The sequence below is a fragment of the Actinomadura viridis genome (genome assembly GCF_015751755.1).
GTDB classification, from domain to species: domain Bacteria; phylum Actinomycetota; class Actinomycetes; order Streptosporangiales; family Streptosporangiaceae; genus Spirillospora; species Spirillospora viridis.
On the sequence record NZ_JADOUA010000001.1, the window covers coordinates 8,559,006 to 8,585,129 of the forward strand.

Consider the following 26,124-nt stretch of genomic DNA (forward strand, 5'->3'; position numbering starts at 1 on the left):
CCGGTCCGCTATCGGAGGGTGGAAGTACCACTCGTCGTCCTGGAAGGCGGCTTGGGACTCTCCGGGAGGAGTCTTGTAGGGCCCGTCGAGAAGATCGGTCAGGCGGCGCCAAAGCCACCGGCCGGTGAGACCTCCGAGGATGTAGACCCCGAGGCCGGCGAAGGCGGCCCAGGTAGCGGCCCCCAGAAGCGCCCGCGTCACGACGAGTTCCCGTTCTCGCGGCTTGGCGGCGTCGCCTTGAGGATCTTCGCGGCCCTCTGGTCCTCCTTGAGCATCTCCTCGACGACGGCGGCCTGAGAGATGCCCGCCACGCGCTCCCTCAAGCCGAGCTGCTTCTGCCGGGCGGAAAGAGGGGTGCGAAGCTCTGCGGACCAGACCTGGTTGACCAGGTCTTTGGTGGGCTCCTTCCAACGGCCGTTCCCGTGGAGAAGGGCCCACTTGAGATCTTCTTCGGCCATCATCCGGTGGATGACGCTCCGGTTCTTGGCCTTGAGGGTCTCTTTCAGTCCCAAGATCTTCTCCTCGCCTGTGCGAGGCCGGAGAAGCCGGGTCGTCCAGGAGTAGCCGGTGCCGTCTTGCACCAGGGTTGGAGGAATCCATCTGATCTTTTCTCGCCAGGCCGGAATCTCGTTCCGAGGTCCGTCCATTCGATCACCTCGCAATCTGTCGTCCGGGACACAGATTGGGTGTCGGCTCATGCTCTGGTCTACATTGATGGCTACTTCCATGGAAGTCGCGCAAGTGATCAATAAACAGGGAGAGACCGCATGAGCCGGAAGGACGCCGCTGACCCGAGATCTTCCATGTGGGGGCTCATTGGCTTCTACCTGCGATTTCTTCGTACATCAAAGGGGCTCACCGGACCGGACGCCGCCAAGATCGCGGGCTGTGCGCCCTCCACCATTTCCCGGATCGAGACCGGCGAGCAGAGAATGTCCGACAAGCACGCCGAGCGGCTCGACAAGGCGTGGAAGACGGGCGGCCTGTTCGGGCTCTTGATCTACTACGCCCGCAGAGCCAGTGATCCCGACTGGTTCGAGTCGTTCCTCGCCCAGGAGCAGGAGGCGAACCGGATCAGGATGTTCGCGGGTCAGCACGTGCCCGGATTGCTTCAGACGCCCGATTATGCGCGGGCCTTGCTCGACGCCGGGCGTGCGAAGGACAAGGAGGCATCTCACAAACGCCGCATGGCCAGACAGAAAGTGTTGGACAGGGCAAACCCTCCCGAACTCTGGGTGCTCCTCGCACAAAACGTGCTTGAGTGGCCGGTCGGAGGGCGTGACGTCCACAGAGGACAACTCGCCTTGTTGCTGAAACTTTCGGAACTTCCGCACGTGAGCATCCGTATAGTGCCGACCACGGCCGGCGCCAACGAGGGACTCGACGGACCGTTCATGATCCTCACGGGCGGGAACGATGAGCTGGCGTTCGTCGAGGCGCCCAACGCGGGAAGGCTGGTCTCGGAGGTGGATGAGGTGAGAGACTTCCTGACCAGATTCGACAGGATAGGGATGCTCGCCCTTCCCATCGGAGCGTCCCGTGAGTTGATCAAAAAGATCATGGAGCAGATGACGTGATGTCCCCCGCATGGCGTAAGAGCAGCCGATCCACGGGCGGTACCGGCGGTGAGTGCGTGGAACTGGCCGACCTGGAGGTCGGTGTCGGCCTGCGGGACAGCAAGGCGCCCGAAGCGGGGCACCTGGTCCTCGCCCCCGAGACCTTCGCCGGTCTGATGGATCAGATCAAGGCCGGAGAGTTGAACCTGTAGGTGATCGCCGCCTAAGAGAACGAGGCCCGCTCTTCGGAGGCGGCGACGCTACCCACGAGATCGGCGCGGCGTCCCGGGGGACGGCGGCCGGGGCGGCGTCCCCGGGCGGTGTCCCAACGCGGTGGCTCAGAGGAGGCGGGGGCCGCCGTCGACGAACTCGGTCGGGACGGCGGGGGCGCCCTTGGAGAGCTGGAGCGCGGTCGGCGGCAGTTCCCGCATGCTGCGCACGTGCCGTTCCCGGGCCCGGTCGAGGCTTTCGCGGCCGACCACCTCGCCGCCGCGGACCAGCGGGACCTGCAGGACGCGGTCGCGCGGGCCCGGCTCGGGCACCGCCGTCGTGATCACCTCGGCGTACGCGGTGCCGTGGGCGTCCAGGCGGCGCAGCGCCGACTTGCGCCCGCCACGGGTCGGCTTGCCCGTGGAACGCTTGGCGACGGGACGCATCGGCGCGTTCTTCCCCGGGCCGTCGGCGCGCGCGACGAGCTTGTAGACCAGCGAGGCGGTGGGGGCGCCCGAACCGGTGACCAGGGAGGTGCCGACGCCGTACCCGTCCACCGGCGCGGCGGCCAGGGCCGCGATGCCGTACTCGTCCAGGTCGCCGGTCACCACCACCCGGGTGCCGTGCGCGCCGAGCGAGTCGAGCTGGTCCCGGACCCGCCGGGCGGTCAGCCCCAGGTCGCCGCTGTCGATCCGCACGGCGCCCAGGGACGGGCCCGCGATCTCCACGGCGGTGCGCACGGCGCGCTCGACGTCGTAGGTGTCCACCAGGAGCGTCGTGCCCTCGCCGAGGGAGGCGAGCTGGGCCTGGAACGCGTGCCGCTCGCTGTCGTGCAGCAGGGTGAACGCGTGCGCGCTGGTCCCGGCGGTGGGGACGGAGTACCGGCGGCCGGCCTCCAGGTTGGAGGTGGTGGCGAACCCGGCGATGTACGCGGCGCGCGCGGCGGCGACCGCGGCCATCTCGTGCGTGCGGCGGGACCCCATCTCGATCAGCGGCCGGCCCTGGGCGGCCTGCGCCATCCGGGACGCCGCCGAGGCGATCGCGCAGTCGTGGTTGAGGATGGACAGGACCACCGTCTCCAGCAGGACGGCCTCGGCGAACGTGCCTTCCACCGCCAGGATCGGCGATTCCGGAAAATAGCAGTCGCCCTCGGCGTAGCCCCAGATGTCACCGTTGAAGCGGAACTTCTCCAGCCATTCGGCCGTGGGCTCGTCCACCACCCCGCGAGAGGTGAGGAAGTCGAGCGCCGGGGTATCGAAGGTGAAGGCGTCGATCGCATCGAGCAGCCGCCCCGTGCCGGCGACGACCCCGTACCGCCGCCCGGCCGGGAGCTGCCGGGCGAAGACCTCGAAGACCGCGCGCCGGTCGGCGGTGCCGCTCTTCAGGGCCGCCTGCAACATCGTCAGCTCATACTGGTCGGTCAGGAGTGCAGTGCTGTCGCCAAGTTCCACGAGTGGAACCCTAAGGCCCCCTGTGTGCACCATGGACGTGCAGGCCACCACACTCCGGATGGCGCGGGGCGAATAGCATCGGTGCGGTGGGCGGATCGGACTGTGCGGGGAAGGGACGGTCGCGACAAGACATGAGGGCTGCGAGCGGCGAGGACGCGTCGATGACGGTGCCGGCGGGGGCGCCGGTGATCGCACCGGTGATCGCACCGGTGACGCGGGCGAGCGGAGCGGACGCATGAGCACCGCGCCCGCCCCGGTCGAGCTGGAACGGCCCGACGTGGGAGAGGACCAGAGCGCCGACCGGCCGTGGCTGGCGATCGTCTGGAACGACCCGATCAACCTGATGTCCTACGTCACGTACGTGTTCCAGACCGTCTTCGGCTACCCCAAGACCAAGGCCGAGAAGCTCATGCTGGACGTCCACCACAAGGGACGCGCCGTCGTGGCCAACGGGACGCGCGAGGAGATGGAGCGCGATGTCGAGATCCTCCACTCCTATGGTCTGTGGGCGACCGTCAAACGGGACGACTGAGCAGGCCGGAGAGCGTCGATGAGCACTGTCGAGAAGCTGGAGAAGGGCGTCCTCGTCCGCCTGGAGGCCGAGGAGGCCGCGCTGGTCCGCGCCCTCATGGAGCAGCTGCTGGAGCTCCTGGGCGAGGGTCCCGACAAGGGCGGCGAGCTCGCCGCGCTGGGCATCACCGAACAGGCGGCCAAGCCCGAGGACCCGGTGCTCGCGCGGCTGTTCCCCGACGCCTACCGCGAGGACGGGGAGGCGGCCGGGGAGTTCCGCCGCTACACGGAGATGGGCCTGCGCGACGGCAAGCGCGAGGCCGCGACCACCGTCCTGGAATCGCTGGGCGACCTGCGGAGGGCGACCGCCGAGGGCGTGACGGTGGAGCTCGACGAGGAACGGGTCCAGACGTGGCTGCGGGCGCTCAACGACGTGCGGCTGGCGCTGGGCACCCGGCTGGACATCTCGGAGGAGTGGTACGAGGAGGCCGCCCGGCTGGATCCGCGCGATCCGCGGACCGCCATGTTCGCCGCCTACGACTGGCTGACCATGCTGCAGGAGAGCCTCGTCCGCGCGATCTGGTGAGAGGCGCCGGTCATATGCCCGGTCAGGCGCCCGTACAGGCGCCCGGTCAGGGGCCGGACCGGCGCCGGGGGCGGCTCCGGCGGCGGGTAGCCTTCGCATCATGCTGACGATCGAGCGTGCCCTCGTAGACAAGATCGTCGCGCATGCGCGCGCCGACCACCCCGACGAGGCCTGCGGCGTGATCGCCGGGCCGATCGGGTCCGACCGCCCGGTGCGGTACGTCGCGATGGTCAACGCGGAGCGTTCCCCGACCTTCTACCGCTTCGACTCCCTCGAGCAGCTGAAGGTCTGGCGGGAGATGGACGACCGTGACGAGGAGCCGGTGGTGATCTACCACTCCCACACGTCCACGGAGGCCTACCCGTCCCGGACCGACATCTCCTACGCGGCCGAGCCCGGCGCGCACTACGTGCTGGTGTCGACCCGCGACCCGGAGGAGGTCGAGTTCCGCTCGTTCCGCATCCTGGACGGCGAGGTGACCGAGGAAGAGGTCACCGTCGTCGACACCTACGAGTGACCCTCTGAGCGTTCGCGGGACGCACCGCCGTACCGGATACGGGAGACGAAATCGCGCAAAAGGTGGCAAGGGTGAGAAGGGCCGCGAGACTGGACGGTCCGGGACGCGAACGGACCGCTAAACTGGACGGCATGTCGAGGAGCGAGCAGTGGCCCGGCGCCGGGCGCCCGGCTCCGGCTCGCGTTCTCGCCGTCCCGTTCCCGTCCCGGGGACGGGCGTCCCGGTGGCCCGGCGCCGCCGCGGAGGCCGTACCGCCCGTGCAGAGCTTCCTCTTCGGTCACTCGCGCGCCGAAGTCGTCTACGACTGTCGCTGACGCGCCGATCCTGCCCGGAATTCCCCCGTACCCCGCCCTGTTGTGATGCCGTGGGCGGAGCGCCCGTACGACCTGAAGGAGATCTTCGCGATGGCGATCGAGGTCCGGATCCCGACGATCCTGCGCAACCTCACCGGCGGTGCCAAGGCCGTCGAAGGCAAGGGCGGCACGCTCGACGAGCTCATCTCCGACCTGGACGTCCGCCACCCCGGCCTGCGCGGCCGGCTGGTGGACGACAAGGGTCTGCGCAGGTTCGTCAACGTCTACCTGAACGACGAGGACGTGCGCTTCCTGGGCGGCCTGGCGACGGAGCTGTCCGACGGTGACAGCGTCACGATCCTCCCCGCCGTGGCCGGCGGCTGAGCCGGGACCCGTGCCGATGCGTTTCGACTCGCTGCTGGACTCGCTGGGCCGGACCCCGCTGGTCGGCCTGCCCCGGCTGTCGCCGAGCCCCGAGGTGCGGCTGTGGGCCAAGCTGGAGGACCGCAACCCGACCGGCTCGGTGAAGGACCGGCCCGCCTTCTACATGATCGACAAGGCGGAGAAGGACGGCCTGCTCACCCCGGGATGCACGATCCTGGAGCCCACCTCCGGCAACACCGGGATCTCGCTGGCCATGGTCGCCAAGCTGCGCGGCTACCAGATGGTGTGCGTGATGCCGGAGAACACGTCGGCCGAACGCCGCCAGCTGCTGGAGATGTGGGGCGCGCGGATCATCTCGTCCCCGGCGGCCGGCGGGTCCAACGAGGCCGTCCGGGTGGCCAAGCGGCTGGCCGCGGAGAACCCCGACTGGGTGATGCTCTACCAGTACGGCAACGAGGCCAACGCGCTGGCGCACTACGAGCTGACCGGGCCGGAGCTCCTGGAGGACCTGCCGGGCCTGACCCACTTCGTCGCCGGGCTGGGCACCACCGGGACGCTCATGGGCGTCGGCCGCTACCTGCGCGAGCGGGTTCCCGACGTCAAGATCGTCGCCGCCGAGCCGCGCTACGGCGAGCTGGTGTACGGGCTGCGCAACATCGATGAGGGGTTCATCCCCGAGCTGTACGACGACTCGGTGCTGACCACCCGGTTCTCGGTGGGGTCGCGGGACGCGCTGCGCCGTATCCGCGAGCTGCTGGAGCAGGAGGGCATCTTCGCCGGCGTCTCGACCGGAGGCGCCCTGCACGCCGCGCTCGGCATGGCGCGGAAGGCGGTCAAGGCCGGTGAACGGGCCGACATCGCGTTCATCGTGGCCGACGGAGGCTGGAAGTACCTGTCCACGGGCGCCTACTCCGGCACCCTGGAGGAGGCCGAGGCCCGCCTCGAAGGCCAGCTCTGGGCCTGACGGCCGAGCCGCGCCGGGCGCCGCCGCCGCGGGCCGCCCGCCGTTTCGCCGTTCGCGCGTGCCCGCGGTCCCGGCGTGCCCGCGGTCCCGGCGTGCCCGCGGTCCCGGCGTGCCCGCGGTCCCGGCGTGCCCGCGGTCTCGTCGTGCCCCTCGCCCACCACGTGTGAGCGGGGGCGCATTGCATGATCGCCAAGGCGGGCGGCATACTCGAACGGGATTCTAGAAGGTCTCGGGGAGGCGGGTCCCGTCCAGGACCGGCCCCTCCGACCGGAGCCGGAGAGTGCGGATGAGCAGGTTCGGGGACGCGACGGCGGTCGAGCGGACCGCCGAGGGGCGGTACGAGGCCGACCTCGACGCCGGGTTCAGCTTCGCCGAGGCGGTCAACGGCGGCTACCTGATGGCCGTGCTGGCACGGGCCGCCGTGGACGCCTCGCCGCACGAGCACCCGGTGGCGACCGCCGCCACCTTCCTGCGCGTGGCCAAGCCGGGACGCGCCGAGGTCCTGGTGGAGACCCGCAAGTCCGGCCGCACCGCGGCCACCGCGCGGGTCGGCCTCGTCCAGGACGGCGTCCCCGTGGTGGAAGCGCTGATCACGACCAGCACCCTGGACGCCGGGGACGAGCCCGACTGGGTCGGGGAGCCGCCCGTGCCCGCGGTGCCGCCCATCGAACACTGCACGTCCTTCGGCGGCGTCGGCGACGATCGCACCCGCGGCTTCGCCGACCAGGTGGACATGCGCTTCGACCCGGCGACGATGGGCTGGCTGGACGGGCAGCCGGGCGGGCGCCCGGAGATGCGGGCGTGGTTCGGGCTCGCCGACCCCCACGAGCCGGACGCCTACGCGCTCGCCCTGGCCGTGGACGCGCTGCCCCCGATCGTGCTCAACATGGGCGCCCGCGGATGGGCCCCCACGGTCGAGATGACCTGGCACATGCGGGCGGTGCCCGCCCCCGGCCCGCTGGCCGTGCACGGCAGCGGCCGGCTGGTCACCGGCGGCTGGTTCGACGAGGAGGTCGAGGTGTGGGACTCGGCGGGACGCCTGGTCGCCCAGAGCCGCCAGCTCGCCCGGGTCGGCCGCAAGTCCTGACCTCCGCCGGGTTGACCGGCCCGTGAACGTGGCCGGGGCCGGTCATGGTCCGGCCCCGTGTGGGGTCGGCCACACCCTGGGGGATTGGCGGTGGTTTCGGCTGTGTGACCGTGTGATGTACGACGCATGACACGCTCCGGCGACGCGTTCTCGCCTAGCCTTGGTGACCATGTCAGACGCGCCGATCGGAATCTTCGACAGCGGGTTCGGGGGGCTCACGGTGGCCCGCGCGATCCTCGACCAGCTGCCGAACGAACCGATCGTCTACCTCGGCGACTCGGCGCGCCAGCCGTACGGTCCCCGGCCCATCGCGCAGGTCCGCGCGTTCGCCCTGGAGATGCTGGACCAGCTGGTCGACGAGGGCGTGAAGATGCTGGTCATCGCCTGTAACAGCGCCAGCTCGGCGATGCTGCGCGACGCCCGCGAGCGCTACTCCGTGCCCGTGGTCGAAGTGATCCACCCGGCCACCCGCCGGGCCGCCCGGGCCACTGGCAACGGCCGGGTCGGGCTGATCGCCACCCGGGCCACCGTGACGAGCGGCGCCTACGAGGACGCGTTCACCGCGGCCCCGCACATCGAGCTCGTCAGCGCCGCGTGCCCCCGTTTCGTGGAGTACGTGGAGTCAGGTGTGACGATGGGCGGGGAACTGCTGGAGGACGCCCGCGGCTACCTCCGCCCGATCGTGGACGCCGGGTGCGACACCCTCATCCTCGGCTGCACCCACTACCCATTGCTAACCGGCGTGATCTCGTATGTCGTCGGCGACGGAGTCACACTGGTCTCGAGTGCCGATGAAACCGCCAAGGACGTCTATCGGGTGCTGCACGACCGGGGGCTGGCCCGTGCGGAGGCTCTGCCGCGGCCCGAGCACCGCTTCCGCGCGACCGGGGACCCGGCCGTGTTCGCCGCGCTCGGCCGTCGCTTCCTCGGGCCGGAGATCGGTCTGGTGGAGACCGCGGAGAACAAGGCTCTGACCACCTGATTCCTCGGGGGAACAAGAGGAGGAGTGAGCGTGCGGGTCACTGTGATCGGCTGCTCCGGCAGCTTCCCGGGGCCGGAGAGCCCCGCGTCCTGCTATCTGATCCAGGCCGAGGGATTCTCCCTGCTGCTGGACCTGGGCAACGGAGCGCTCGGCACGCTGCAGCGCTTCCAGCCGCTGTACGAGATCGACGCGATCTGCCTGTCGCACCTGCACGCCGACCACTGCCTCGACCTCTGCGGGTACTGGGTGGCACGCACGTACTGTCCGGACGGCCCGCTGCCCAGGATCCCCGTGCACGGCCCCGCCGACACCCCCCGGCGGATGGCCCGGGCCTACGACCTGGAGCCCGAGCCGGGCATGTCGGGCACCTTCGACTTCCACACGCTGCGCCGCGGCCCGTACGAGATCGGGCCGTTCCGGGTGACGACGGCGCTGATGCCGCATCCGGTCGAGGCGTTCGCGTTCCGGATCGAGTACGGCGGCCGGGTGCTGGCCTACTCGGGCGACACCGGCCCGTCCACCGAGCTGGTCGAGCTGGCCCGGGGCGCCGACCTGTTCCTGTGCGAGGCGTCGTTCCTCGACCAGCCCGACCTGCCCGGCGACCTGCACCTCACCGCGCGGGAGGCGGGCGAGCACGCCGCCCGCGCCGAGGTCGGCCGGCTGGTGCTCACCCACCTGGTGCCGTGGAACGACGCCCAGCGGTCCCTGGTGGAGGCCAAGGCCAGCGGCTTCGACGGCGACATCGAACTCGCCTCCGTCGGCCTCTCCTTCCAGCTCTGACCCCGCACCGGCTCCGGTCTGGCAGCGGCACTGGAGTCGCAGGGGTCACCAGAGTTCCTCGCTGGGCGGTTCGTTCGCCGTGGGGGTCTCGGGTTCCCGCAGCAGCGGCGGGACCAGCGCCGCCAGCGCCCCGCCGACCAGCGGGGCGATGATGAACAGCCACACCTGCGACAGCGCCGTCCAGCCGCCGAACACCGCCGGGCCGATCGAACGGGCCGGGTTGACCGACGTGCCGGTGAGCGTGATCCCGACCAGGGTGACCAGGGCCAGCGTCAGCCCGATCGCGAGCCCGTCGAAGCCGTAGACCTCGTTGCGGCGCGTCACCATCAGGTACACCAGCACGAGCATGAAGGTCAGGATCGCCTCCAGCAGGAACGCCCCGGCCGCGTTGATCCTCTCCCCGTAGCCGTTCGCCCCGTTCACCTGCATCGTGGCCCCGCCCGCCGCCGTGACCAGCCGGATCACCCCCATCCCGACGATCCCGCCGGCGACCTGCGCGACGATGTAGACCCCCGCCTCGACCGGTGTGATCCGCCGCGCCAGGAGCATGCCGACGGTGACCGCGGGGTTCACATGGCACCCCGACACCGGCCCGATCGCGTACGCGAGCGCCAGCAGCGCCAGCCCGAACGCCAGCGCCACGCCCACCGCGCCGAGCTGCGCCAGCCCGAAGACGGCGCCGCCGACCCCGAGGAACACCAGCAGAGCGGTTCCGGCCCCCTCGGCGATGTATCTGTTCATCACGCCCCATCCCCCCCGATGACCCACCGTCATTAATTGCCACCGAACGTGAGAATGAACCCGATTGCGGCGGGTGTGCGGCCGCTCTCCCTCCCGGTCCCGGGGAGGTCCGCAGCCGGTACGGCGGCGCGGGGCGGGGCATTAGGGTGGAGCGCATGGCCCGTCCTGATGATCGCGCACCCGACCAGCTCCGCCCCGTCCGCTTCCAGCGCGGCTGGCTCGACCACGCGGAGGGCTCGGTGCTGATCGAGTTCGGGGGGACGCGGGTGCTGTGCGCCGCGTCCGTCCAGGACTCGGTGCCGCGCTGGCGGCGCGACAGCGGGCAGGGCTGGGTCACCGCCGAGTACGCGATGCTGCCCCGCGCCACCAACACCCGCAACGACCGAGAGTCGGTCAAGGGCCGGCTGGGCGGGCGCACCCAGGAGATCTCCCGGCTGATCGGCCGTTCCGTCCGGGCCTGCCTGGACTTCAAGGCCCTGGGCGAGAACACCGTGCAGCTCGACTGCGACGTGCTCCAGGCCGACGGCGGCACCCGCACCGCCGCGATCACCGGCGCCTACGTGGCGCTGGCCGACGCGGTCGCGTGGATGCGCGAGCGCGGCCTGTGCAAGGGCGACCCCCTCATCGCCTCGGTGGCCGCCGTCAGCGTCGGCGTCATCGACGGGCAGCCCCGGCTGGACCTCTGCTACGAAGAGGACGTCACCGCCCAGACCGACATGAACGTCGTGTGCACCGGCGACGGCCGGTTCGTCGAGGTGCAGGGCACCGCCGAGGGCGCCCCGTTCGACCGGGCCGAGCTGGACGCCCTGCTCGAACTGGCCGCCGGCGGCTGCGCCGAGCTGACCGCCCTGCAGAACGAGGTCCTGGCCCGGTGACCACGACCATCGTTCTCGCCTCCCGCAACCAGGACAAGATCGTCGAACTGAACCGGATCCTCGCCGGCGGCCCGTCCCCGGCGGCCGTGGACGGGATCGAGGTGACCGGCCTGGCGGCGTTCCCCGACGCCCCCGAGGTTCCGGAGACGGAGCTGACCTTCGAGGGCAACGCGCTGCTCAAGGCGCGCGCGATCGCCGCCCACACGGGCCTGCCCGCCGTCGCCGACGACTCGGGCCTGTGCGTGGACGCCCTCAACGGCATGCCCGGCGTACTGTCGGCCCGCTGGTCGGGCCGTTTCGGCGCGGCGGCCCCCGACAAGGACAGGGCCAACCTCGACCTCCTCCTGGACCAGCTCGCCGACGTCGCTCCCGAGCACCGCGGGGCGCATTTCGTGTGCGCCGCCGCGCTGGTGGTCCCGGGCGGCGCCGAGCACGTGGTGGAGGGCCGGATGCACGGCCGCGTCATCGGGGCGCCGCGCGGCACCGGCGGCTTCGGCTACGACCCCGTCTTCGTGCCCGAGGACGAGACCCGTACCTCCGCCGAGCTGTCCCCGGCGGAGAAGGACGCGATCAGCCATCGCGGCCGGGCCCTGCGCGCCCTGGCCGAGCTGCTGCCCGGCGCGCTGGGCACCGTTCGCCCGGTCTGAGGGGCTGTCTGAGGGCGGTCTGAGGGGATTTTTCGCGGGCGTGACAACCGCAGAGCCCGCGGCGGGGGTTAAGGGGGTGACTGGAAACGTCACCCGAGGAGCGATATGACCGACAAGGGCCCCCACCGCCGCCGGACGATGATCGTGGCGGCCGGTCTCGGTGGCGCCGCGGTCCTGGCGGCAGGGCTGTGGCTCACCGTCGCGGACGCCGAGCCGGCACGGACACGGCAGGTCGCCGCGCAGAGCGAGCGGACCACCGCGCCGAGCGCCCCGCCGACCATCGCGCCGAGCGCCCCGCCGAGCGCCGTGCCGAGCGCCGCCTGCCCTTCCCCGTCCGAGCCCCCCTCCCGCAGGCCCGCGCCCGCCCCGATGCCCCCGACCGCGAGGCCCGTTCCCGCGGAGCCGCCGGGCCCGCCGTCGCCGGCGCCGTCGACGGCCGTGCCCTCGTCCAGGCCGACGCCGCCCGAACCGACGCGGGGTGAGCCGGCGCCGGTGCCGACACCGCCCGAGCCGACACGCGGTGAGCCCGCGCCCGCGCCGGGTGGACCGGCGCCGGGTGAACCCGTGCCGGTGCCGAGGCCGTCGAAGGTGACGGAGTCGCCCACGTCCAGGCCGGCCCCCGTGCCCCCGCCGCCGTCCGCCGCCCCGGCCCCGTCCAGGTCGGCGGCTCCTTCGGTCCCGCCCTGCGCGCCGTCTCCCCGGCCGGAGTAGGTGCGGTCTGTTCACGGTGAACGCCCGCGAGGTGCGCGGCGCGGAGGTCACGTTCGAGGAGTTCGTCAACGCCACCGCGGGCCGGCTGCTGCGGACCGCCGTCTTCCTCGTGTACGACCGCCATCTCGCCGAGGACCTGCTCCAGGTCGCCTACGAGCGGGTCGCCCGGCGCTGGCACCGGATCGCGGCGCAGGAGCCCGAGGCGTACGCCCGCAAGGTGCTGGTCAACCTGGCCGTCGACGAGAAGCGGCGGCGGGCCCGGCGCCGCGACCTGCCGGTGGGCTCGCCCTCCGACGTGGAACGGTTCGCCGCCGGGGTGCCCGCCGGCGGCCCGTTCCCCGAGGGGGAGCTGGACGCGGTGCTGCGCGCCCTGCCGGTCAAGCAGCGGGCGGTGGTGGTGCTGCGGTACTGGTGCGACCTGACCGAACAGGAGATCGCCGAAACCCTCGGCATCTCGCGGGGCACGGTGAAGAGCCACACCGCGCGGGCCATGACCGCCCTGCGCCTGCACATGGAGGAGGGCCGGGCCCATGAACGATGAGCTCGACGCCCTGCTGCGCGAGCACTACCGGCAGGGCGCCGACCGGATCCAGCCGGATCCGGCGCTGCTGCACCGGCTGAGGCGGTCCGGGCACACGGCGACCCCCCGCGGACGTTGGGGCCCGCGGGTGTTCCTCAGGTGGATGGTGCCGCTGTTCGCCGCGACCGCCGTGGTCGTGATGCTGGTCGTCCTGTGGCCGGGGGAGAACCGCCAGGCGCCGCCCGAGCCGCAGGGGCCTCCGCCGTCCTCGCCGAGCGGGCCTGTCACGAAGCCGCCCGTCACGGAGGCCCCTGTCACGGAGGGGGCCGTCACGGAGGCGCCTGGCACGGAGGGGCCCGTCAGGGACGGGTTCGTCACGGACGGTCCGCCCCCGGTGCCGCGGCCACCGACCCCCTCCCCGGGGCCCACCGCACGGCCCACGCCCGGAGAGGTGCCCTCCAGGGTGCCCACGCCGTCAAGGGCGCCGCCCAGCGCTTCTCCGGAGGGGCGTCCGGCGCCGTGAACGGGCGCGCTCCTCCCGCGTCAGAGGAGCGCGCCCTGGCGCGTCGCCGGCCGGCGACGCCCGCGGGCGATCCCCGGCAGCCGGTGCCAGCCGACCAGCTCGATGACGTGCTCCACGTCGGGCGGCAGGCCGTCCAGCACCAGGGCGGGGGTGCCGTGCGGGGCCGTCGCGTGCCGCGCCAGCAGGTTGATGCCGCCCAGATCGATGAAGTCCAGCCGGGAGAAGTCGAGGTGGACCGGACGGCGGAGGGCGATGAGCTGGTCGAGCCGGTCGGCGAAGACCGCGTGCCGGGCGGAGTCGAGCTCGCCCTCGACGCGCAGCCCGTGCGGCTCGAAGGTGCGGACGAGCGTGAGGACGCCGTCGTCGAACTCGGGGTCGACCTCGACCAGCACCTCATGGGTGTCCCGGAGCGCGGCGAGCTCCCCGGAGGGGCGGGAGTGCCGGGCCACCTGGCAGACGGCCATCGCCATGGTGCTCGGCGAGATCGCGTCGGCGAACAGGCGCTCGCAGCACAGCGTCCGGGCCAGGCCGGACCGCCCCGGCCCGTTCAGCGCCCAGGTGTGGTCGGTGGTGAGCCGGACGGCGCGGAATCCCTGGCCGAACGCCTCACCGGTCTCGCGGGCGAGGGTCTCCAGCATCCGCTCGGGCTGGAACCGGCCGCGGGCGTCCAGGCAGGCGTCCCGGTTCGGGATCACCCGCAGCCGTCGGGACGCCATGAGGGCGAGCAACTCCGGCTCGCCGTGCCGCCGCATCCCCGGGAGCAGGTCCGGCGGGGTGTCGGTCACGTAGACGACCTTCTCGCCGTTGTCGAGGCCGTCGCGGACGAACGTGCCGATCACCCGGTCCCGTTCCTCGGTGCCGGAGTAGGCCAGCCAGGCGTGGTCGCCGGGGCGCATCGCGCCGACCGGCCGCCGCGCGAACCAGGACGCGCCCGCGCCCTGGTCGCCGGGGTCGTCGCGGCCGAGCCCGGAGTACGGGGACCCGGGGAACTCGGAGGCCCAGCGCGTGACGGCCCGGTGCGGGAAGGGCGGCGCCCCGGCGGGGCGGTCGTCCGCTCCGCCGTGGGGAGGCACGCGATGGGAAAAGGATGCGCTCACGGTGACCCCACCTGTGTCAGATGGCTCCGGCGTCCTCGCTCGAACGGATGAGCGGGATTCGTCAAGACTAAGACGCCCGACTTCTCCTGCCGAGTGCAATTTTCACCAACTGAGATTCTGCCCCGGTGAGCGGGCGGGCGCGCCGATCAGGACGCTAAACTTGCCCTGCCTTCAAGGTGATCCGCGACAGGGCACCGATCACCGGGCGGACGTGGCGAAATCAGGCATACGCGGCAGGTTTAGGTCCTGTTGGTGGAGACACCGTGGGGGTTCGAGTCCCCCCGTCCGCACAAGGTCGCCGCCCGGTCCGGCGCCGGTGGGCCCGGCGCCGGCGTCCGGGTCACAGAGCGAGGTCGCGGCGCAGGCGCTCGACGTGGCCGGTGGCCTTCACGTTGTAGTACGCCTTCTCCACCTTGCCGTCCGCGTCGATGATGAAGGTCGAGCGGATCACCCCCACGACGACCTTGCCGTACAGCTTCTTCTCGCCGTACGCGCCGTAGGCCCGCAGGGTCTCGGTGTCGGGGTCGGACAGGAGCGGGAAGGTCAGCCCCTCCTTCTCCCGGAACTTGGCGAGCTTGGCCGGCTTGTCGGGGGAGACCCCCACGACGGTGACGCCCGCCGCCTCCAGTTCGGGCAGGCTGCTCTGGAAGTCGACCGACTCCTTGGTGCAGCCGGGGGTCATCGCCGCCGGATAGAAGTAGAGGATCACGCGACGGCCGCGCAGCGACGCCAGGGTCACCGGGGCGCCGTCGGCGTCGAGCAATTCGAATTCGGGGGCGACGTCGCCGGGCTCCAACCGATCGGACACCGGGTACCGCCTTTCTGTGGGATGGTCGGGTCCAACCTACCGGCTGGGGTGGCGCGGGCGTTTCGCGGCGAGACCTGCGACACTGTTCGGATCATGCGTCGCCGAGGCTTCAACGAGAAGGAACAGGCATGGCTGACAGGTCCCGCGACCCGGAGGCGTTGGAGAGGCAGATCGAACGCACCCGGAGGGAACTCGCGCAGACGATCGACGAGCTGGCGGACCGGGTCAACCCCAGGAACGCGGCGCACCGCGGCGCCGAACGCCTGAAGGACGAGGCGGGCCAGGTCGTCAAGGCCGTCAACGCGATGTTCACGCCGCCCGAGCGTGAGCCGGGCGAGGACGGCGAGCCCTCGGGCGTCGACCCCCGGCTGGTGCTGGCCGGGGTGGGCGCGGCCGTCGCGGTCACCGCCCTGGTGATCTGGCGGCGGCGGCGCAGGCGCCGCTGAACGGTCAGGACGAGGCGCCGGCCGCCCGCGTGGGAACGCGGCGGCCGGCGCTTCGCCGTTCCGGCCGCCGTGGGACTCGGCCGCGTCGCCCCTCGCCCGCCGTGGACCGGGCGGGCGGAGGGGGCGACGGGCCTCAGAGAGCGCCCTGGCGCAGGGTGGGCTCGGCGCGGGTGACCGAGCCGGCGCCGCGGGCCAGCTCGGTCTCCGGGATGTAGGGGACGATGAAGGCGTACTGCTCCAGCACCTCCGCCGGTACCTCGCCGGTCTCGCCGAACGCCGCGATCTCGCCCCAGCAGGGCGCGCCCAGCGAGCCGCTGTGGTGCCGTACCGAGAGGCCCGCGCACAGGTTGGCGAAGCGCAGCCGGTGGGCGAGGGACCAGCCCGCCAGGGTGCCGTACACGAACCCCGCCGCGAACACGTCCCCGGCGCCGGTCGGGTCGAGCGCGGTGACCGGGAGGGCGGGGGCCGCCGCGCGCTCGCCGGTGGCCGCGTCGACGGCGATGGCGCCCCGCGAGCCCTGCTTCACCGCCACGACCGGGACGCGGGCGGACAGGGCGGCGAGGGCCTCCTCGGGCGTTCCGGTACGGGTGTAGGCCATGGCCTCGACCGAGTTGGGCAGGAAGACGTCGACGTGGTCGAGCCGGTCGAGCACGTCGGTGGACCAGGTCTCGGTGGGGTCCCAGCCCAGGTCGGCGAAGACTAGCGCCCCGGCCGCCCGCGCCGCGCGCGCCCAGTCCGGTACGGGCCGGTCGATGTGGACGAAGCAGGTCGCGGCGTCCGGCGGCGCGGTGACCAGCTCGCCGGCGGACGGCAGGGGCCGGGCGTAGGTGACCATGCCGCGGTCGGAGCCGTAGGCCATCGACACCGTGACGGGCGTGGACCAGCCGGTGATCCGCCGCGCCCAGCGCAGGTCGACGTTCTCCTGCTCGGAGAGGGTGCGCCACAGGTACGCGCCGAACAGGTCGTCGCCGAACGCCGCGGCCAGGCCGGTGCGCAGCCCCAGCCGGCTCATCGCGACCGCGATGTTGGCGATCCCGCCGGGGGCCGAGCCGAGGCCGTCGGTGACCAGCTCGGTACCGGGCGGCGGCAGGCCGGGCAGCCCGGTGAAGATCATGTCCATGAAGACCTGGCCGGTGAGGAACACGTCCAGGTCGCAGGGCTCGCCGCCCCGTAGCGGCCGCCGCCGGTGCAGCAGCTCGCCGGCCGGGCCCCGTTCGGCGCAGGGGTCGTCCAGGGACGGCGGCGGCGTCCCCCCTCGTCCGGCGGTCATCGGGTCATCCCGTCCCCCCGTCGCCCGGTCCACGCCTGCCCGTCCCGGGTCAGCCCAGCTCCGCCGGGGCGGTCGCGGTGAAGCGGGCCTCCACGGCCGCCCGGACGACCTGCGTGGCCGGTTCCAGGTCGATCGGCGGCGGCTCGTCGGCCGAGGCCGAGGCCGCCCCGCCGTAGCCCGCCATCAGGGCCACGGGCTCGGCGGGGCGCCCGCGGGAATCGCGGGTGAGCCCTTCGTCGGCCAGCTCGACCAGGCCGGTGATGGTGGCGCCCAGCGCCTCGGCGTAGCTGCGCGCCCGCTGGACGGCCTCGTTCGCCGCCTGCCGCGCCGCCCGCTTGTAGACCTCGCTGTCGTGGCGCAGCCCCCAGTCGGGGCCGTGCACGTAGGTGCGTTCGAGGTCGCCCAGCCGGGCCACCAGCTCCCCGAGCACCGCGAAGTCGACGACGGTGAACCGGATCCACACCGTGCCCTGGTAGGCGCGGATGTCGCCCTCCTTGCGCCGGTACTTCAGCTGGGGCGTGATCGACAGCCCTCCGGTCTCCAGCCGCTCGACCGCCTCGCCGTAGGACTTGATGAGGTCGAGGCACCGCTGGTTGCGTTCGGCCAGCCGGTCCAGGGCCTCGCGGCGGTCGCGTTCCTGGGACTGGACGTGCACCGACAGCCGGGCGAGCTCCGGTTCGACCTCCAGGACGGCCTCACCGCGGACGCTGATCACTGGTGCGTTCGTCATACCGGCCAACGTAGCCGCTGTCGGGCGGTACGGGGCAAAGAACGCGGCTCCGTCCGCCCGCGCTAGAGGAAGGTGGCGCCCTCGCCGCGGTAGGTGGGGACGGTGCGGACGAGCCGGTCACCGTCGACGAGGTGCAGGGCGTCGAAGCGTTCGCACAGCTCCCCGGCCTTGGTGTGCCGGAACCACACCCGGTCCCCGACGCTCAGCCGGTCGGCGACGGGACCGATCAGCGGGGTCTGGACCTCGCCGGCGCCCTCGTCGGAGTCGTACGACAGCCCCGTCGGCAGGTACGGCTGGGGGAGGCGCATCGCGTCGGCCGGTCCGGAGGCCAGGTAGCCGCCGCCCAGGCAGGTGACCACGCCGGGGCCGGGGCGGCGGACGACGGGCAGCGCGAACAGCGCGGCCGGTCGGCCGGTGAAGTTGGAGTAGTGGTCGAACAGGTGCGGCTGGTAGAGCCCCGACCCGGCGGCGACCTCGGTGACGGCGCGCTCGCGGGCGGTGGACTCGACGCTCCCGGTGCCCCCGCCGTTGACGAACTCCAGCTCGGCCAGCTCGCGGACCTCCCGGACGATCGCGGCCCGGCGCCGGGCCAGCTCCAGCCGGGAGCGGCGCTGCATCGCCCGGATGGCGCGGGCCCTCGCGGGCCGTCCCGGCGGGGTGTCGCCCACCCCGGCGATCTGCGACTCGTACGCCATGAGCCCCACCAGGCGCAGGCCCGGCCGCTTGAGGATCTCCTCGGCCATCGCCCGCGCCTCGGCCGGGGTGCGCAGCGGGGATCGGCGCGCGCCGAACCGGACCCGCCCGCCCATGGGCCGGTACGCGGCGTCGATGTCCAGGCAGACGCGGACCGGGCGGTCGCCCGCCGCCGCCTCGATCATGTCGAGATGGGCGGCCGAGTCGACCATGAGGGTGACGGCCCGGGCGGCGCGCTCGTCGGCGGCCAGGGCGGCGATGGCGGTCCGGTCCGCGGTCGGGTAGGCGACCAGGATGTCGTCGCAGGTGCCGTGGCCGGAGAGCCACAGGGCCTCGGGGAGGGTGAACGCCATGACGCCGGCGAACCCCTCCATCGCCAGCACGTCCTCCAGGAGGGCACGGCAGCGCACCGACTTGCTGGCCACCCGGATCGGCGTGCCGGCGGCGCGGCGGACCAGATCGGCGGCGTTGTCACGGAACGCGGCCAGGTCGACGACCGCGAACGGCGCCTCCAGGCCGGCGGTGGCGGTGTCGTAACGTTCCCGGAGGTTCATGCCGTCACAGTGCCATAAATCGGCCGGATGTGAGAACTTTTCACGATTTGTGGCCGGGGCGTCGCCGGAGGTCAGCGGCCCCGCGGGTGGCCGGCGAAGAAGTCCCAGAGCATCCGGCTCGTCCCGGCCGGCCAGTGGTGGGTGCCGCCCTCGATCTTGCAGAACGCCACCGCGGCCCCGTCCCGGCCCTTGCCCGTCGCCGAGCAGGCGGTGCCGCCGCCGGGCCCGCGCAGCCTCCGGGTGGGGGCGGGCACGCCGGCGACCTTCCGCCAGAAGTCGACGGCCTCGGTGACCGGCGGGAACGGGCGGCCGTCGTTGATGTCGCGGCGCCCGCCGCCGCCGAACGGCACGTTCCGGTCGGCGGTGCCGTGGACGATCATCGCCGAGACCGGCCGGTCCGGATCGCACTCGGTCACCAGGGCGCCCTCGACCACCCCGATCCCGGCGACCTTCCCGGGCCTCTCGCAGGCCATCCGGTAGGCCATGCCCGCCCCGTTGGAGAAGCCGGCCACGTACACCCGGTCCGGATCGGCCAGCCCGGCCCCGGTCAGCGTGTCGATCAGCCGGGTCAGGAAGCCGACGTCGTCGATCTTGCCGATCTTGGCGGCCCCGCAGCAGTCGCCCGCGTTCCAGGTGGTCATGAACCCGTCGGGATAGGCGACCAGGAAGCCCTCGTCGTCGGCGATGGCGTCGTACCCGGTCAGCGCGCGCATCTTGCCCATGTTCGCGAGCCCGCCGTGCAGGGCCAGGACCAGCGGCAGCGGTGCGCGGGGCCTGCCGTCACGCCAGGAGGTCCGGGTCAGCTCGGGAGGGACGTGCAGCAGGTACTCGCGGTGCCCGAACGTGCCGACGTCCAGTTTCTGCTTGTGGGTGCCGGTACGGGTGGGGATGCCGCGTACCGTCGCGGGGGCCTTCTCGGTCGCGCGCGGCTTCCGCGTTCCCTCCGCGCCAGGCTCGCCGCCCCCGGGGCCGTCGCCGCCCGGGGTGCCGCTGCAGCCCGCCAGGGCGACGGCGGCGCTCAGGAAGAGGGCCAGGAGGGCGGGGAGGGCGGGGAAGGGGGCCGGGAGGAGTCGCCGCATGCGAGCGAATCTAACCCGGTCGCGCCCGCCGAAACTACTCGCTGGTAGCAACGCGGTGCCGGTCGACGGGGGACGCTTCCCCGCAAAAGCCCCGTGATCAGGGGACACTCCCGCGTGCGGCGCGAGCGTGCGGCGTAAGCTCGATGGTCTCCGGATCCCTCCGGGGACATCTCCCACGCAGCGAAAGTGACACCGTGTCCGAATATGTGCTGACGCTCTCGTGCCCGGACCGTCCCGGCATCGTCGCGGCGGTCTCCGGCCTGCTCGCCGAGCGCGGCCTCAACATCCTGGAGAGCCAGCAGTTCGGGGACCGCGACACCGGCCGGTTCTTCATGCGGGTGCAGTTCGCCGGGCTCCCGGACACCCGGCCCGGCGAGCTGCGCGCCGCGTTCGCCTCCCTGGCGCCCGACCTCGGCCTGGAGTGGAGCCTGACCGACACCGCCGAGCGGCAGCGAGTGCTGATCCTGGTGTCCAGGGGCGGGCACTGCCTGAACGACCTGCTCTACCGGCAGCGGTCGGGACTGCTCGACATCGACGTCGTCGCGGTCGTCTCCAACCACCCCGACCTGCGCCCGCTCACCCAGTCGTACGGGATCGACTACCACCACCTGCCGGTGACGCCGGAGGGGAGGGCCGCGCAGGAGGCCGAGGTCCTCACACTGGTCGACCACTACCGCGCCGACGTGGTGGTGCTGGCCCGGTACATGCAGATCCTGTCGGACGACTTCTGCGCCAAGCTCCCCGGCCGGTTGATCAACATCCACCACTCGTTCCTGCCGGGCTTCAAGGGCGCCCGCCCGTACCACCGGGCGCACGCGCGCGGGGTGAAGCTGATCGGCGCCACCGCGCACTACGTGACCGCCGACCTGGACGAGGGGCCGATCATCGAGCAGGAGGTCGCCCGGGTCGACCACACCCACAGCCCCGAGGACCTGATGGCGGTCGGCCGCGACATGGAGTGCCTGGCGCTGGCCCGCGCGGTGCGCTGGCACGCCGAGCACCGCGTCCTGCTGAACGGTGACCGGACGGTCGTGTTCCGCTGAGACGGAACCGCCGGCGGGACTCCGCCGGCGGTGGCGTCTGGGCGTTGGCCTCTGGGCGGTGGCCTCCGGGCGGAGGACCGCCCGGCCCCCGGCTCGGGCACGTGGGAGCTCGAGCCCCAGCCGGGGGCGGCGGGTCTAGGAGGACCGGCCCGCGTCGGTGGCGGCCGGTTCCGCCGCCCCGACCGGTTCCGCGTCCTTGCGCAGCCCGTTCCCTCCGTCCGGCGGGGCCGGGGCGCCGGAGGCCGGGGACGTCCCCGGTTCCGAGCGGGAGGGACCGGGGACGTCGACCAGGGTCGCCTCGTTGAACGGGTCCTCGCCGGCCAGCACGCGGCGCCCGCGGGCGGCGTCGTACTCGCCGGTCCAGGTGCCGACCAGCACGGTGGCGACCGCGTTCCCGGCGAAGTTGGTCAGCGCGCGGGCCTCGGACATGAAGCGGTCGATGCCCACGATGAAGCCGACGCCGTCGACCAGTTCCGGCTTGTGCGACTGGAGGCCGCCCGCCAGCGTGGCCAGTCCGGCGCCGCTGACCCCCGCCGCGCCCTTCGACGCGACGATCATGAAGAACAGCAGCCCGACCTGCTCGCCCACCGACAGCGGGTCGTTCTGCGCCGAGGCGATGAACAGCGTCGCCATGGTCAGGTAGATGGCGGTGCCGTCCAGGTTGAAGGAGTAGCCGGTGGGGACGGTGATGCCGACGACCGGGCGGCTCACGCCCAGGTGCTCCATCTTCGCGATCAGACGCGGCAGTGCCGTCTCCGACGACGAGGTGGACAGGATCAGCAGGAACTCGCGGCCCAGGTAGCGCAGCAGGGACAGCAGGTTGACCCGCGCGCCGATCCACAGCACCGCGCCGAGGACTCCGAAGACGAAGACCGCGCAGGTGATGTAGAAGCCCAGCATGATCACGGCCAGGCTGCGCAGCGCCTCCCAGCCGGTCTCACCGACCACCGCGGCGATCGCGCCGAACGCGCCGACCGGGGCGGCCCACATGATCATGGCGAGGATCTTGAAGACCCAGCGCTGGACCATCTCGACCCCGGCCCGGATCGGCTCGCCCGCGGGACCGAGCTGCTGCAGGGCGAAACCGGCCAGCAGCGCCACCAGGAGCGTCTGCAGCACCTCGCCCTCGGTCAGCGCGGACACCAGCGTGGTCGGGATGATGCCGAGCAGGAAGTCGGTGGTGCCCTCGGCGTCCTTGGCCTGCTCCTGCGCCGCGGCCGCGCCCGCCGCGTTCAGGTCCAGGCCCTCGCCGGGGTGCAGCAGGTTGCCGACGACCAGGCCGATGGCCAGGGCGAACGTCGACATCACCAGGAAGTAGCCGAGGGCGATCAGGCCGACCCGGCCGACCTTGGCGGCCCGCGCGACCGAGCCGATGCCCAGCACGATCGTGCAGAAGATGATCGGGGAGATCATCATCTTGATCAGGTTGACGAACCCGGTGCCCAGCGGCTTCAGTTCTTTCGCCAGGTCGGGTGCGAAGAGTCCGACGAGGACGCCGAGGATCACCGCGGCGATCACCGCGATGTAGAGGTAGTGAACGCGGTCGCGTCTCTGGTTCTGGCGCTGGGCGGCCTTGCCTGTGTCAGGGGTGTCGGGCACGGTCGCCTCCTTACATGAGTGGGAGCGGACGAGCGGTGGAGCGGGTGCGAGCGGGTCGGGCACGGTCCTCAGCGGACGGAACGGTACGTACGCTCAGGTGGGGCTGAACGCATGGGTTCGCGTTCTGAGCAGTGACTATGCGCGAACCTGTGATTGGGGTCACGTTTGTGTACATTTCGTTCACGGCCGGTGCGGACCCGCGACCTGCCGGGCCGTGCGGAGGGCCGTCTCGGCCACGGAAACGGGAGTGATGAAGTGACCGGGAGGGGCTGGAGCCTGGCGCGGCAGCTGCTCGTGCTCCAGGCCGTGATCGTGGGCATCCTGGTGGTCGCCGGGGCGTCGCTGGCCTACGTGGACTCGCGGCGCGCGGCCGACGACCGGGCCCGGCAGACGGTGACGGTCGTGGCGCTGTCGCTGGCGGACGCGCCCAGCGTGCGCGAGGCGCTGGCGCTCCGCTCGCCCAGCGACGCCCTCCAGCCGTACGCCGAGCGGGTCCGGCGCGACACCGGCGTCGACTTCATCACGATCATGAGCCCGGCCGGGATCCGCTACACCCACCCCTCACCCGAGCGGATCGGGGAGCACTTCATCGGCAACACCGCCCCGGCGCTGGCCGGGCGGACGTTCAGCGAGACCTACACCGGGACGCTCGGCCCGTCCGTCCGCACCGTGGCGCCGGTGTTCGACGGCTCGGGGCGGGTGGTGGCGCTGGTGGCCGTCGGCATCACGATCCACGCCATCTCGGCCGAGCTGCGCGAGCGGCTGGTGCCGCTGGCCGCCGTGGCGGCCGGGGTGCTGGCCGCCGGGATCGGCGGGAGCTGGCTGGTCAGCAACCGGCTGCGGCGCCAGACCCGCGGGGTGGCCCCCGACGAGCTGCGCCGCATGTTCGACTACTACGAGGCCATCCTGCACGCCGTCCGGGAGGGGCTGGTCCTGCTCGACCGCGACGGCCGGGTCGTGCTGTGCAACGACGCGGCCCGCGACCTGCTCGACCTGGAGAGCGACCCGCGCGGCACGGCCGCCGACGGGCTGGGGCTGCCGGTGGAGCTGTCGGCCACCATGAACTCCGCCGAGCCGCGGTCGGACGAGATCCACGTCGGCGACACCCGGGTGCTGGTGGTCAACACGGCCCCCGTCAGGTCGCGGAACCGCGCGATGGGCAACGTGGTGACCCTGCGCGACCACACCGAGCTTCAGGCGCTCATGGGGGAGCTGGACACCGTGCGCGGCTTCGCCGAGTCGCTGCGCTCCCAGGCGCACGAGGCGGCCAATCGGCTGCACACCGTGGTCTCGCTGGTCGAGCTGGGCCGTCCGGCGCAGGCGGTGGAGTTCGCGACCGCCGAGCTGCGCACCGCCCAGCGGCTCACCGACCGCGTGGTGGGCGCCGTACGCGAGCCGGTGCTGGCGGCGCTGCTGCTCGGCAAGTCGACGGAGGCGGCCGAGCGCGGGGTGGAGCTGGTGCTGGACGCGGACATGTCCATGGACGGCGCGGAGGGCGCGATCGAGCCCCGCGACCTGGTCACCATCCTCGGCAACCTGATCGACAACGCGGTGGACGCGGCGATCGAGGGGGCCGCCGGCGGGCGCCCGCGGGCGATCGGGAACGGCGCCCTCACGCCCGGCGAGACCGAGACCGAGACCGGCGAGACCGAGACCGGCGAGGTCCTTGAGGCGGTCGTGCCGGAGGGGCCGCCCAAGGTCACCGTGTCCGCCCGTACCGAGGACGGTGAGCTGGTGATCGAGGTGAGCGACACCGGGCCCGGCCTGGACGGCGACGTCGTGCGGGAGGCGTTCCGGCGCGGCTGGACCACCAAGGCCGTCGAGGGCCCGGCCGGTCCCCGCGGGCTCGGCCTGGCCCTGGTCGGCCAGGCCGTGCGGCGCCACCACGGCGAGATCGAGGTGGGCCGGGACGTCGGCGCCGTGGTGCGGGTCCGGCTGCCGCTGCGCCGGCGGCCCGTCCCGGAGGGAGACCGCTCATGATCAGCGTGCTGGTGGTGGAGGACGACCCGGTGGCCGCGGAGGCGCACCGGCAGTACGTCGAGCGGGTGGCCGGCTTCGAGGTGGCCGGGGTGGTGCATTCGGGGGCGGACGCGCTGCGGTTCTGCGAGCGCGAGTCCGTGGACGTGGTGCTGCTGGACTTCTACCTGCCCGACACCCACGGGCTGAACGTCTGCCGGGCGCTGCGCGCGGGCGGCCTGGCGGCGGACGTGATCGCGGTGACCTCGGCGCGGGACCTGGCGGTGGTCCGCACCGCCGTGTCGGTGGGCGTCGTGCAGTACCTGCTCAAGCCGTTCACCTTCGCCTCGCTGCGCGACAAGCTGGAGGGCTACGCGCGCTTCCGGCAGGTGGCGGAGCGCCCCGGGGAGGTCAGCGGCCAGGCCGACGTGGACGGGATCCTCGCCACGCTGCGCACCTCCGACCAGCGGTCCCTGCCCAAGGGGATGAGCGGTGCCACCCTGGAGGCGATCACGGAGGTGCTGACCGAGGCGGAGGACGGGCTGTCGGCGGCGGCCGCCGCCTCGCTCACCGGCGTGTCCCGGGTGACCGCGCGCCGCTACCTGGAGTACCTGGCCGACAACGGGCTGGCGCAGCGCCGTCCCAGCTACGGCCAGGTCGGACGGCCGGAGGTCCGCTTCTATCCGGTGTCCACCTAGACGAGTGTTTCCTCATGGTCGTATGCGATCGGCGATCGCGTGACGGGCCGGCCGCGCCGTCGGCGATCCAGGTCTAATTCGTTTCGCCGGGGTCGTCGGCGCCGAAGCGGCGGGCCGAGAGGTCCTCCTGGGCCAGCCGGTGCAGGGCGGTGAGCACCTGCTCGTACAGCACCGTGGACACCAGCATGGCGTGCACCGCCCGGGTGCGCGGGGCGTCGGCGGCGACCATGCCGATCTCGTGCTCGGCCACGGCGGCGGCGGCGCGCGTGTACGGGAGCAGGTCGGCCAGGGTGACGGGGAAGCCGAGGCGGCGCAGCGCGACGAAGGTCTGGGCGAGCAGGTCGCGGGCGGGGGCGCGGGCGGTGACGCGCCAGCCGAGCTCGCAGATCAGCGCGTCGACGTCCTGGCGCGCGGTCCGCCACTGGGCCGCCAGGTCCTCGGGTGCGCCGGGGTCCTGGTCGGGCGGGTCCACGTGCGGGCCGATGGCGTACTGGGTGATGCCGAACAGCCGGTGCATTCCGACGTCGTCGTCGTCGACCGCCGCCACGATGCGCCGGATGGCGGCCACCGGCAGGTCACCGACCTCGCGCAGCGCCCGCACCAGCCGCAGCCGATCCAGGTGCCGCTCGTCGTACTCGGCGCGGGTGGCGCCGGTCGCCGCGCCCTTCGGCAGCAGGCCCTCGCGGATGTAGAACTTGATCGTCTGGATGGTCAGCCCGCTGCGGTCGCTGAGCTCGGAGATCTTCACCACGCACACCCCCTTGACTGGATACTAGTGCTATCCAATACTTGGATACCATCACTATCTAACTGG

Annotated in this window: 31 protein-coding genes and 1 tRNA gene; 20 read left to right on the plus strand and 12 right to left on the minus strand. The window is 72.7% G+C overall.

The genetic code is table 11. The annotated features are described in order from the left end of the window. Positions 1–197: 197 nt before the first annotated feature. Positions 198–512 (minus strand): hypothetical protein, encoded by a 315-nt coding sequence (locus IW256_RS38845; protein ID WP_197015693.1) that lies wholly within the window; start codon positions 510–512, stop codon positions 198–200. Between the two features lie 255 nt (positions 513–767). Here IW256_RS38845 and IW256_RS38850 point away from each other — a divergent pair, with 255 nt between their 5' ends. Beyond that, positions 768–1,577 (plus strand): helix-turn-helix domain-containing protein, encoded by an 810-nt coding sequence (locus IW256_RS38850; RefSeq protein ID WP_197015694.1) that lies wholly within the window; start codon positions 768–770, stop codon positions 1,575–1,577. Beyond that, positions 1,577–1,768 (plus strand): DUF397 domain-containing protein, encoded by a 192-nt coding sequence (locus IW256_RS38855; RefSeq protein WP_197015695.1) that lies wholly within the window; start codon positions 1,577–1,579, stop codon positions 1,766–1,768. Before IW256_RS38850 ends, IW256_RS38855 begins: the two co-directional genes overlap by 1 nt. Before the next feature lie 126 nt (positions 1,769–1,894). Here the strand turns inward: IW256_RS38855 and IW256_RS38860 are convergent, their stop codons facing one another. Further along, entirely contained in the window at positions 1,895–3,250 is a 1,356-nt protein-coding gene (locus tag IW256_RS38860) for a nicotinate phosphoribosyltransferase (protein ID WP_197015696.1), read from the minus strand. Between the two features lie 202 nt (positions 3,251–3,452). Here IW256_RS38860 and clpS point away from each other — a divergent pair, with 202 nt between their 5' ends. From clpS to IW256_RS38905, 9 genes are all read left to right on the plus strand, one after another. Beyond that, positions 3,453–3,749, plus strand: coding sequence for an ATP-dependent Clp protease adapter ClpS (gene clpS, locus IW256_RS38865; RefSeq protein ID WP_197015697.1), 297 nt, complete (start codon positions 3,453–3,455; stop codon positions 3,747–3,749). 18 nt (positions 3,750–3,767) lie between these two features. Further along, the gene (locus tag IW256_RS38870; RefSeq protein WP_197015698.1) at positions 3,768–4,313 is read left to right on the plus strand and encodes a DUF2017 domain-containing protein; all 546 of its coding nucleotides are present in this window, start codon (positions 3,768–3,770) and stop codon (positions 4,311–4,313) included. Positions 4,314–4,413: 100 nt separating this feature from the next. Next, a complete protein-coding gene (locus IW256_RS38875) occupies positions 4,414–4,830 on the plus strand; it encodes a M67 family metallopeptidase (protein ID WP_197015699.1) in 417 nt (138 codons plus the stop codon). A gap of 131 nt (positions 4,831–4,961) precedes the next feature. Then, complete coding sequence (locus IW256_RS38880) at positions 4,962–5,144, plus strand: hypothetical protein (RefSeq protein WP_197015700.1); 183 nt, start codon at positions 4,962–4,964, stop codon at positions 5,142–5,144. A 90-nt stretch (positions 5,145–5,234) separates the two neighbouring features. Next, the gene (locus IW256_RS38885; RefSeq protein WP_197016801.1) at positions 5,235–5,507 is read left to right on the plus strand and encodes a MoaD family protein; all 273 of its coding nucleotides are present in this window, start codon (positions 5,235–5,237) and stop codon (positions 5,505–5,507) included. A gap of 16 nt (positions 5,508–5,523) precedes the next feature. Beyond that, complete coding sequence (locus IW256_RS38890) at positions 5,524–6,471, plus strand: PLP-dependent cysteine synthase family protein (RefSeq protein ID WP_197015701.1); 948 nt, start codon at positions 5,524–5,526, stop codon at positions 6,469–6,471. Positions 6,472–6,757: 286 nt separating this feature from the next. Beyond that, positions 6,758–7,558 carry a thioesterase family protein gene (locus IW256_RS38895; protein WP_197015702.1) on the plus strand — a complete coding sequence of 267 codons (801 nt, stop codon included), beginning with the start codon at positions 6,758–6,760 and terminating at the stop codon, positions 7,556–7,558. Between the two features lie 169 nt (positions 7,559–7,727). Next, on the plus strand, positions 7,728–8,540 hold the full coding sequence (murI, locus tag IW256_RS38900) for a glutamate racemase (protein WP_197015703.1): 813 nt from the start codon (positions 7,728–7,730) through the stop codon (positions 8,538–8,540). Positions 8,541–8,570: 30 nt separating this feature from the next. Next, positions 8,571–9,320 carry an MBL fold metallo-hydrolase gene (locus IW256_RS38905; RefSeq protein WP_197015704.1) on the plus strand — a complete coding sequence of 250 codons (750 nt, stop codon included), beginning with the start codon at positions 8,571–8,573 and terminating at the stop codon, positions 9,318–9,320. Between the two features lie 45 nt (positions 9,321–9,365). Here the strand turns inward: IW256_RS38905 and IW256_RS38910 are convergent, their stop codons facing one another. Then, the gene (locus IW256_RS38910) at positions 9,366–10,061 is read right to left on the minus strand and encodes an MIP/aquaporin family protein (protein ID WP_197015705.1); all 696 of its coding nucleotides are present in this window, start codon (positions 10,059–10,061) and stop codon (positions 9,366–9,368) included. 155 nt (positions 10,062–10,216) lie between these two features. Here IW256_RS38910 and rph point away from each other — a divergent pair, with 155 nt between their 5' ends. Both rph and rdgB read left to right on the plus strand, forming a co-directional pair. Next, the gene (gene rph / locus IW256_RS38915; protein WP_197015706.1) at positions 10,217–10,936 is read left to right on the plus strand and encodes a ribonuclease PH; all 720 of its coding nucleotides are present in this window, start codon (positions 10,217–10,219) and stop codon (positions 10,934–10,936) included. Continuing rightward, complete coding sequence (rdgB, locus tag IW256_RS38920) at positions 10,933–11,583, plus strand: RdgB/HAM1 family non-canonical purine NTP pyrophosphatase (protein WP_197015707.1); 651 nt, start codon at positions 10,933–10,935, stop codon at positions 11,581–11,583. The genes rph and rdgB overlap by 4 nt, the downstream gene beginning before the upstream one ends. Positions 11,584–11,672: 89 nt before the next feature. Here the strand turns inward: rdgB and IW256_RS38925 are convergent, their stop codons facing one another. After that, the gene (locus IW256_RS38925; RefSeq protein ID WP_197015708.1) at positions 11,673–12,188 is read right to left on the minus strand and encodes a hypothetical protein; all 516 of its coding nucleotides are present in this window, start codon (positions 12,186–12,188) and stop codon (positions 11,673–11,675) included. A gap of 122 nt (positions 12,189–12,310) precedes the next feature. Between IW256_RS38925 and IW256_RS38930 the strand changes: the two genes are divergently transcribed. Then, complete coding sequence (locus tag IW256_RS38930; protein WP_307829347.1) at positions 12,311–12,835, plus strand: SigE family RNA polymerase sigma factor; 525 nt, start codon at positions 12,311–12,313, stop codon at positions 12,833–12,835. Beyond that, complete coding sequence (locus tag IW256_RS38935; RefSeq protein WP_197015709.1) at positions 12,825–13,337, plus strand: hypothetical protein; 513 nt, start codon at positions 12,825–12,827, stop codon at positions 13,335–13,337. Before IW256_RS38930 ends, IW256_RS38935 begins: the two co-directional genes overlap by 11 nt. Before the next feature lie 20 nt (positions 13,338–13,357). Here IW256_RS38935 and IW256_RS38940 read toward each other — a convergent pair whose 3' ends face one another. After that, complete coding sequence (locus IW256_RS38940) at positions 13,358–14,434, minus strand: MEDS domain-containing protein (RefSeq protein ID WP_307829348.1); 1,077 nt, start codon at positions 14,432–14,434, stop codon at positions 13,358–13,360. 205 nt (positions 14,435–14,639) lie between these two features. Between IW256_RS38940 and IW256_RS38945 the strand changes: the two genes are divergently transcribed. After that, positions 14,640–14,724: transfer RNA gene (locus IW256_RS38945), tRNA-Leu, on the plus strand. 50 nt (positions 14,725–14,774) lie between these two features. On the opposite strand, the gene bcp is transcribed toward IW256_RS38945, so the two are convergent. Continuing rightward, a complete protein-coding gene (gene bcp, locus IW256_RS38950; protein ID WP_197015710.1) occupies positions 14,775–15,242 on the minus strand; it encodes a thioredoxin-dependent thiol peroxidase in 468 nt (155 codons plus the stop codon). Between the two features lie 128 nt (positions 15,243–15,370). Here bcp and IW256_RS38955 point away from each other — a divergent pair, with 128 nt between their 5' ends. Then, positions 15,371–15,688, plus strand: coding sequence for a DUF3618 domain-containing protein (locus IW256_RS38955; protein WP_197015711.1), 318 nt, complete (start codon positions 15,371–15,373; stop codon positions 15,686–15,688). A gap of 133 nt (positions 15,689–15,821) precedes the next feature. Here IW256_RS38955 and IW256_RS38960 read toward each other — a convergent pair whose 3' ends face one another. The 4 genes from IW256_RS38960 to IW256_RS38975 form a co-directional block, all read right to left on the minus strand. Beyond that, positions 15,822–16,958 (minus strand): carbohydrate kinase family protein, encoded by a 1,137-nt coding sequence (locus tag IW256_RS38960; RefSeq protein ID WP_197015712.1) that lies wholly within the window; start codon positions 16,956–16,958, stop codon positions 15,822–15,824. 49 nt (positions 16,959–17,007) lie between these two features. After that, complete coding sequence (locus IW256_RS38965; protein ID WP_197015713.1) at positions 17,008–17,688, minus strand: SIMPL domain-containing protein; 681 nt, start codon at positions 17,686–17,688, stop codon at positions 17,008–17,010. Positions 17,689–17,750: 62 nt separating this feature from the next. After that, positions 17,751–18,935, minus strand: coding sequence for an amino acid deaminase/aldolase (locus IW256_RS38970; protein ID WP_197015714.1), 1,185 nt, complete (start codon positions 18,933–18,935; stop codon positions 17,751–17,753). Between the two features lie 71 nt (positions 18,936–19,006). Further along, positions 19,007–20,014 carry a CE1 family esterase gene (locus IW256_RS38975; RefSeq protein ID WP_197015715.1) on the minus strand — a complete coding sequence of 336 codons (1,008 nt, stop codon included), beginning with the start codon at positions 20,012–20,014 and terminating at the stop codon, positions 19,007–19,009. A gap of 143 nt (positions 20,015–20,157) precedes the next feature. On the opposite strand from IW256_RS38975, the gene purU reads away from it, so the two are divergent. Then, a complete protein-coding gene (purU, locus tag IW256_RS38980) occupies positions 20,158–21,057 on the plus strand; it encodes a formyltetrahydrofolate deformylase (RefSeq protein ID WP_197015716.1) in 900 nt (299 codons plus the stop codon). Between the two features lie 135 nt (positions 21,058–21,192). On the opposite strand, the gene IW256_RS38985 is transcribed toward purU, so the two are convergent. Beyond that, complete coding sequence (locus tag IW256_RS38985) at positions 21,193–22,656, minus strand: cation:dicarboxylate symporter family transporter (RefSeq protein WP_197015717.1); 1,464 nt, start codon at positions 22,654–22,656, stop codon at positions 21,193–21,195. Between the two features lie 255 nt (positions 22,657–22,911). Between IW256_RS38985 and IW256_RS38990 the strand changes: the two genes are divergently transcribed. Continuing rightward, entirely contained in the window at positions 22,912–24,636 is a 1,725-nt protein-coding gene (locus tag IW256_RS38990) for an ATP-binding protein (RefSeq protein ID WP_197015718.1), read from the plus strand. Next, positions 24,633–25,310 (plus strand): response regulator, encoded by a 678-nt coding sequence (locus IW256_RS38995; RefSeq protein WP_197015719.1) that lies wholly within the window; start codon positions 24,633–24,635, stop codon positions 25,308–25,310. The genes IW256_RS38990 and IW256_RS38995 overlap by 4 nt, the downstream gene beginning before the upstream one ends. 73 nt (positions 25,311–25,383) lie before the next feature. Here the strand turns inward: IW256_RS38995 and IW256_RS39000 are convergent, their stop codons facing one another. Then, positions 25,384–26,061, minus strand: a complete 678-nt coding sequence (locus IW256_RS39000) for a MerR family transcriptional regulator (protein ID WP_307829349.1) — start codon at positions 26,059–26,061, stop codon at positions 25,384–25,386. Between the last annotated feature and the right edge of the window lie 63 nt (positions 26,062–26,124).

Excerpts from the sequence above, each read along its gene's own strand:
- IW256_RS38870 (WP_197015698.1), top strand. The coding sequence starts at position 3,768 with ATGAGCACTGTCGAGAAGCTGGAGAAGGGCGTCCTCGTCCGCCTGGAG.
- murI (WP_197015703.1), top strand. The coding sequence starts at position 7,728 with ATGTCAGACGCGCCGATCGGAATCTTCGACAGCGGGTTCGGGGGGCTC.
- IW256_RS38975 (WP_197015715.1), bottom strand. The coding sequence starts at position 20,014 with ATGCGGCGACTCCTCCCGGCCCCCTTCCCCGCCCTCCCCGCCCTCCTG.
- IW256_RS38880 (WP_197015700.1), top strand. The coding sequence starts at position 4,962 with ATGTCGAGGAGCGAGCAGTGGCCCGGCGCCGGGCGCCCGGCTCCGGCT.
- IW256_RS38890 (WP_197015701.1), top strand. The coding sequence starts at position 5,524 with ATGCGTTTCGACTCGCTGCTGGACTCGCTGGGCCGGACCCCGCTGGTC.
- IW256_RS38850 (WP_197015694.1), top strand. The coding sequence starts at position 768 with ATGAGCCGGAAGGACGCCGCTGACCCGAGATCTTCCATGTGGGGGCTC.
- rph (WP_197015706.1), top strand. The coding sequence starts at position 10,217 with ATGGCCCGTCCTGATGATCGCGCACCCGACCAGCTCCGCCCCGTCCGC.
- IW256_RS38960 (WP_197015712.1), bottom strand. The coding sequence starts at position 16,958 with ATGACCGCCGGACGAGGGGGGACGCCGCCGCCGTCCCTGGACGACCCC.
- IW256_RS38885 (WP_197016801.1), top strand. The coding sequence starts at position 5,235 with ATGGCGATCGAGGTCCGGATCCCGACGATCCTGCGCAACCTCACCGGC.
- IW256_RS38875 (WP_197015699.1), top strand. The coding sequence starts at position 4,414 with ATGCTGACGATCGAGCGTGCCCTCGTAGACAAGATCGTCGCGCATGCG.
- IW256_RS38995 (WP_197015719.1), top strand. The coding sequence starts at position 24,633 with ATGATCAGCGTGCTGGTGGTGGAGGACGACCCGGTGGCCGCGGAGGCG.
- IW256_RS38910 (WP_197015705.1), bottom strand. The coding sequence starts at position 10,061 with ATGAACAGATACATCGCCGAGGGGGCCGGAACCGCTCTGCTGGTGTTC.
- clpS (WP_197015697.1), top strand. The coding sequence starts at position 3,453 with ATGAGCACCGCGCCCGCCCCGGTCGAGCTGGAACGGCCCGACGTGGGA.
- IW256_RS38935 (WP_197015709.1), top strand. The coding sequence starts at position 12,825 with ATGAACGATGAGCTCGACGCCCTGCTGCGCGAGCACTACCGGCAGGGC.
- IW256_RS38955 (WP_197015711.1), top strand. The coding sequence starts at position 15,371 with ATGGCTGACAGGTCCCGCGACCCGGAGGCGTTGGAGAGGCAGATCGAA.
- IW256_RS38895 (WP_197015702.1), top strand. The coding sequence starts at position 6,758 with ATGAGCAGGTTCGGGGACGCGACGGCGGTCGAGCGGACCGCCGAGGGG.
- IW256_RS38965 (WP_197015713.1), bottom strand. The coding sequence starts at position 17,688 with ATGACGAACGCACCAGTGATCAGCGTCCGCGGTGAGGCCGTCCTGGAG.
- IW256_RS38970 (WP_197015714.1), bottom strand. The coding sequence starts at position 18,935 with ATGAACCTCCGGGAACGTTACGACACCGCCACCGCCGGCCTGGAGGCG.
- IW256_RS38855 (WP_197015695.1), top strand. The coding sequence starts at position 1,577 with ATGTCCCCCGCATGGCGTAAGAGCAGCCGATCCACGGGCGGTACCGGC.
- purU (WP_197015716.1), top strand. The coding sequence starts at position 20,158 with ATGGTCTCCGGATCCCTCCGGGGACATCTCCCACGCAGCGAAAGTGAC.
- IW256_RS38860 (WP_197015696.1), bottom strand. The coding sequence starts at position 3,250 with ATGGTGCACACAGGGGGCCTTAGGGTTCCACTCGTGGAACTTGGCGAC.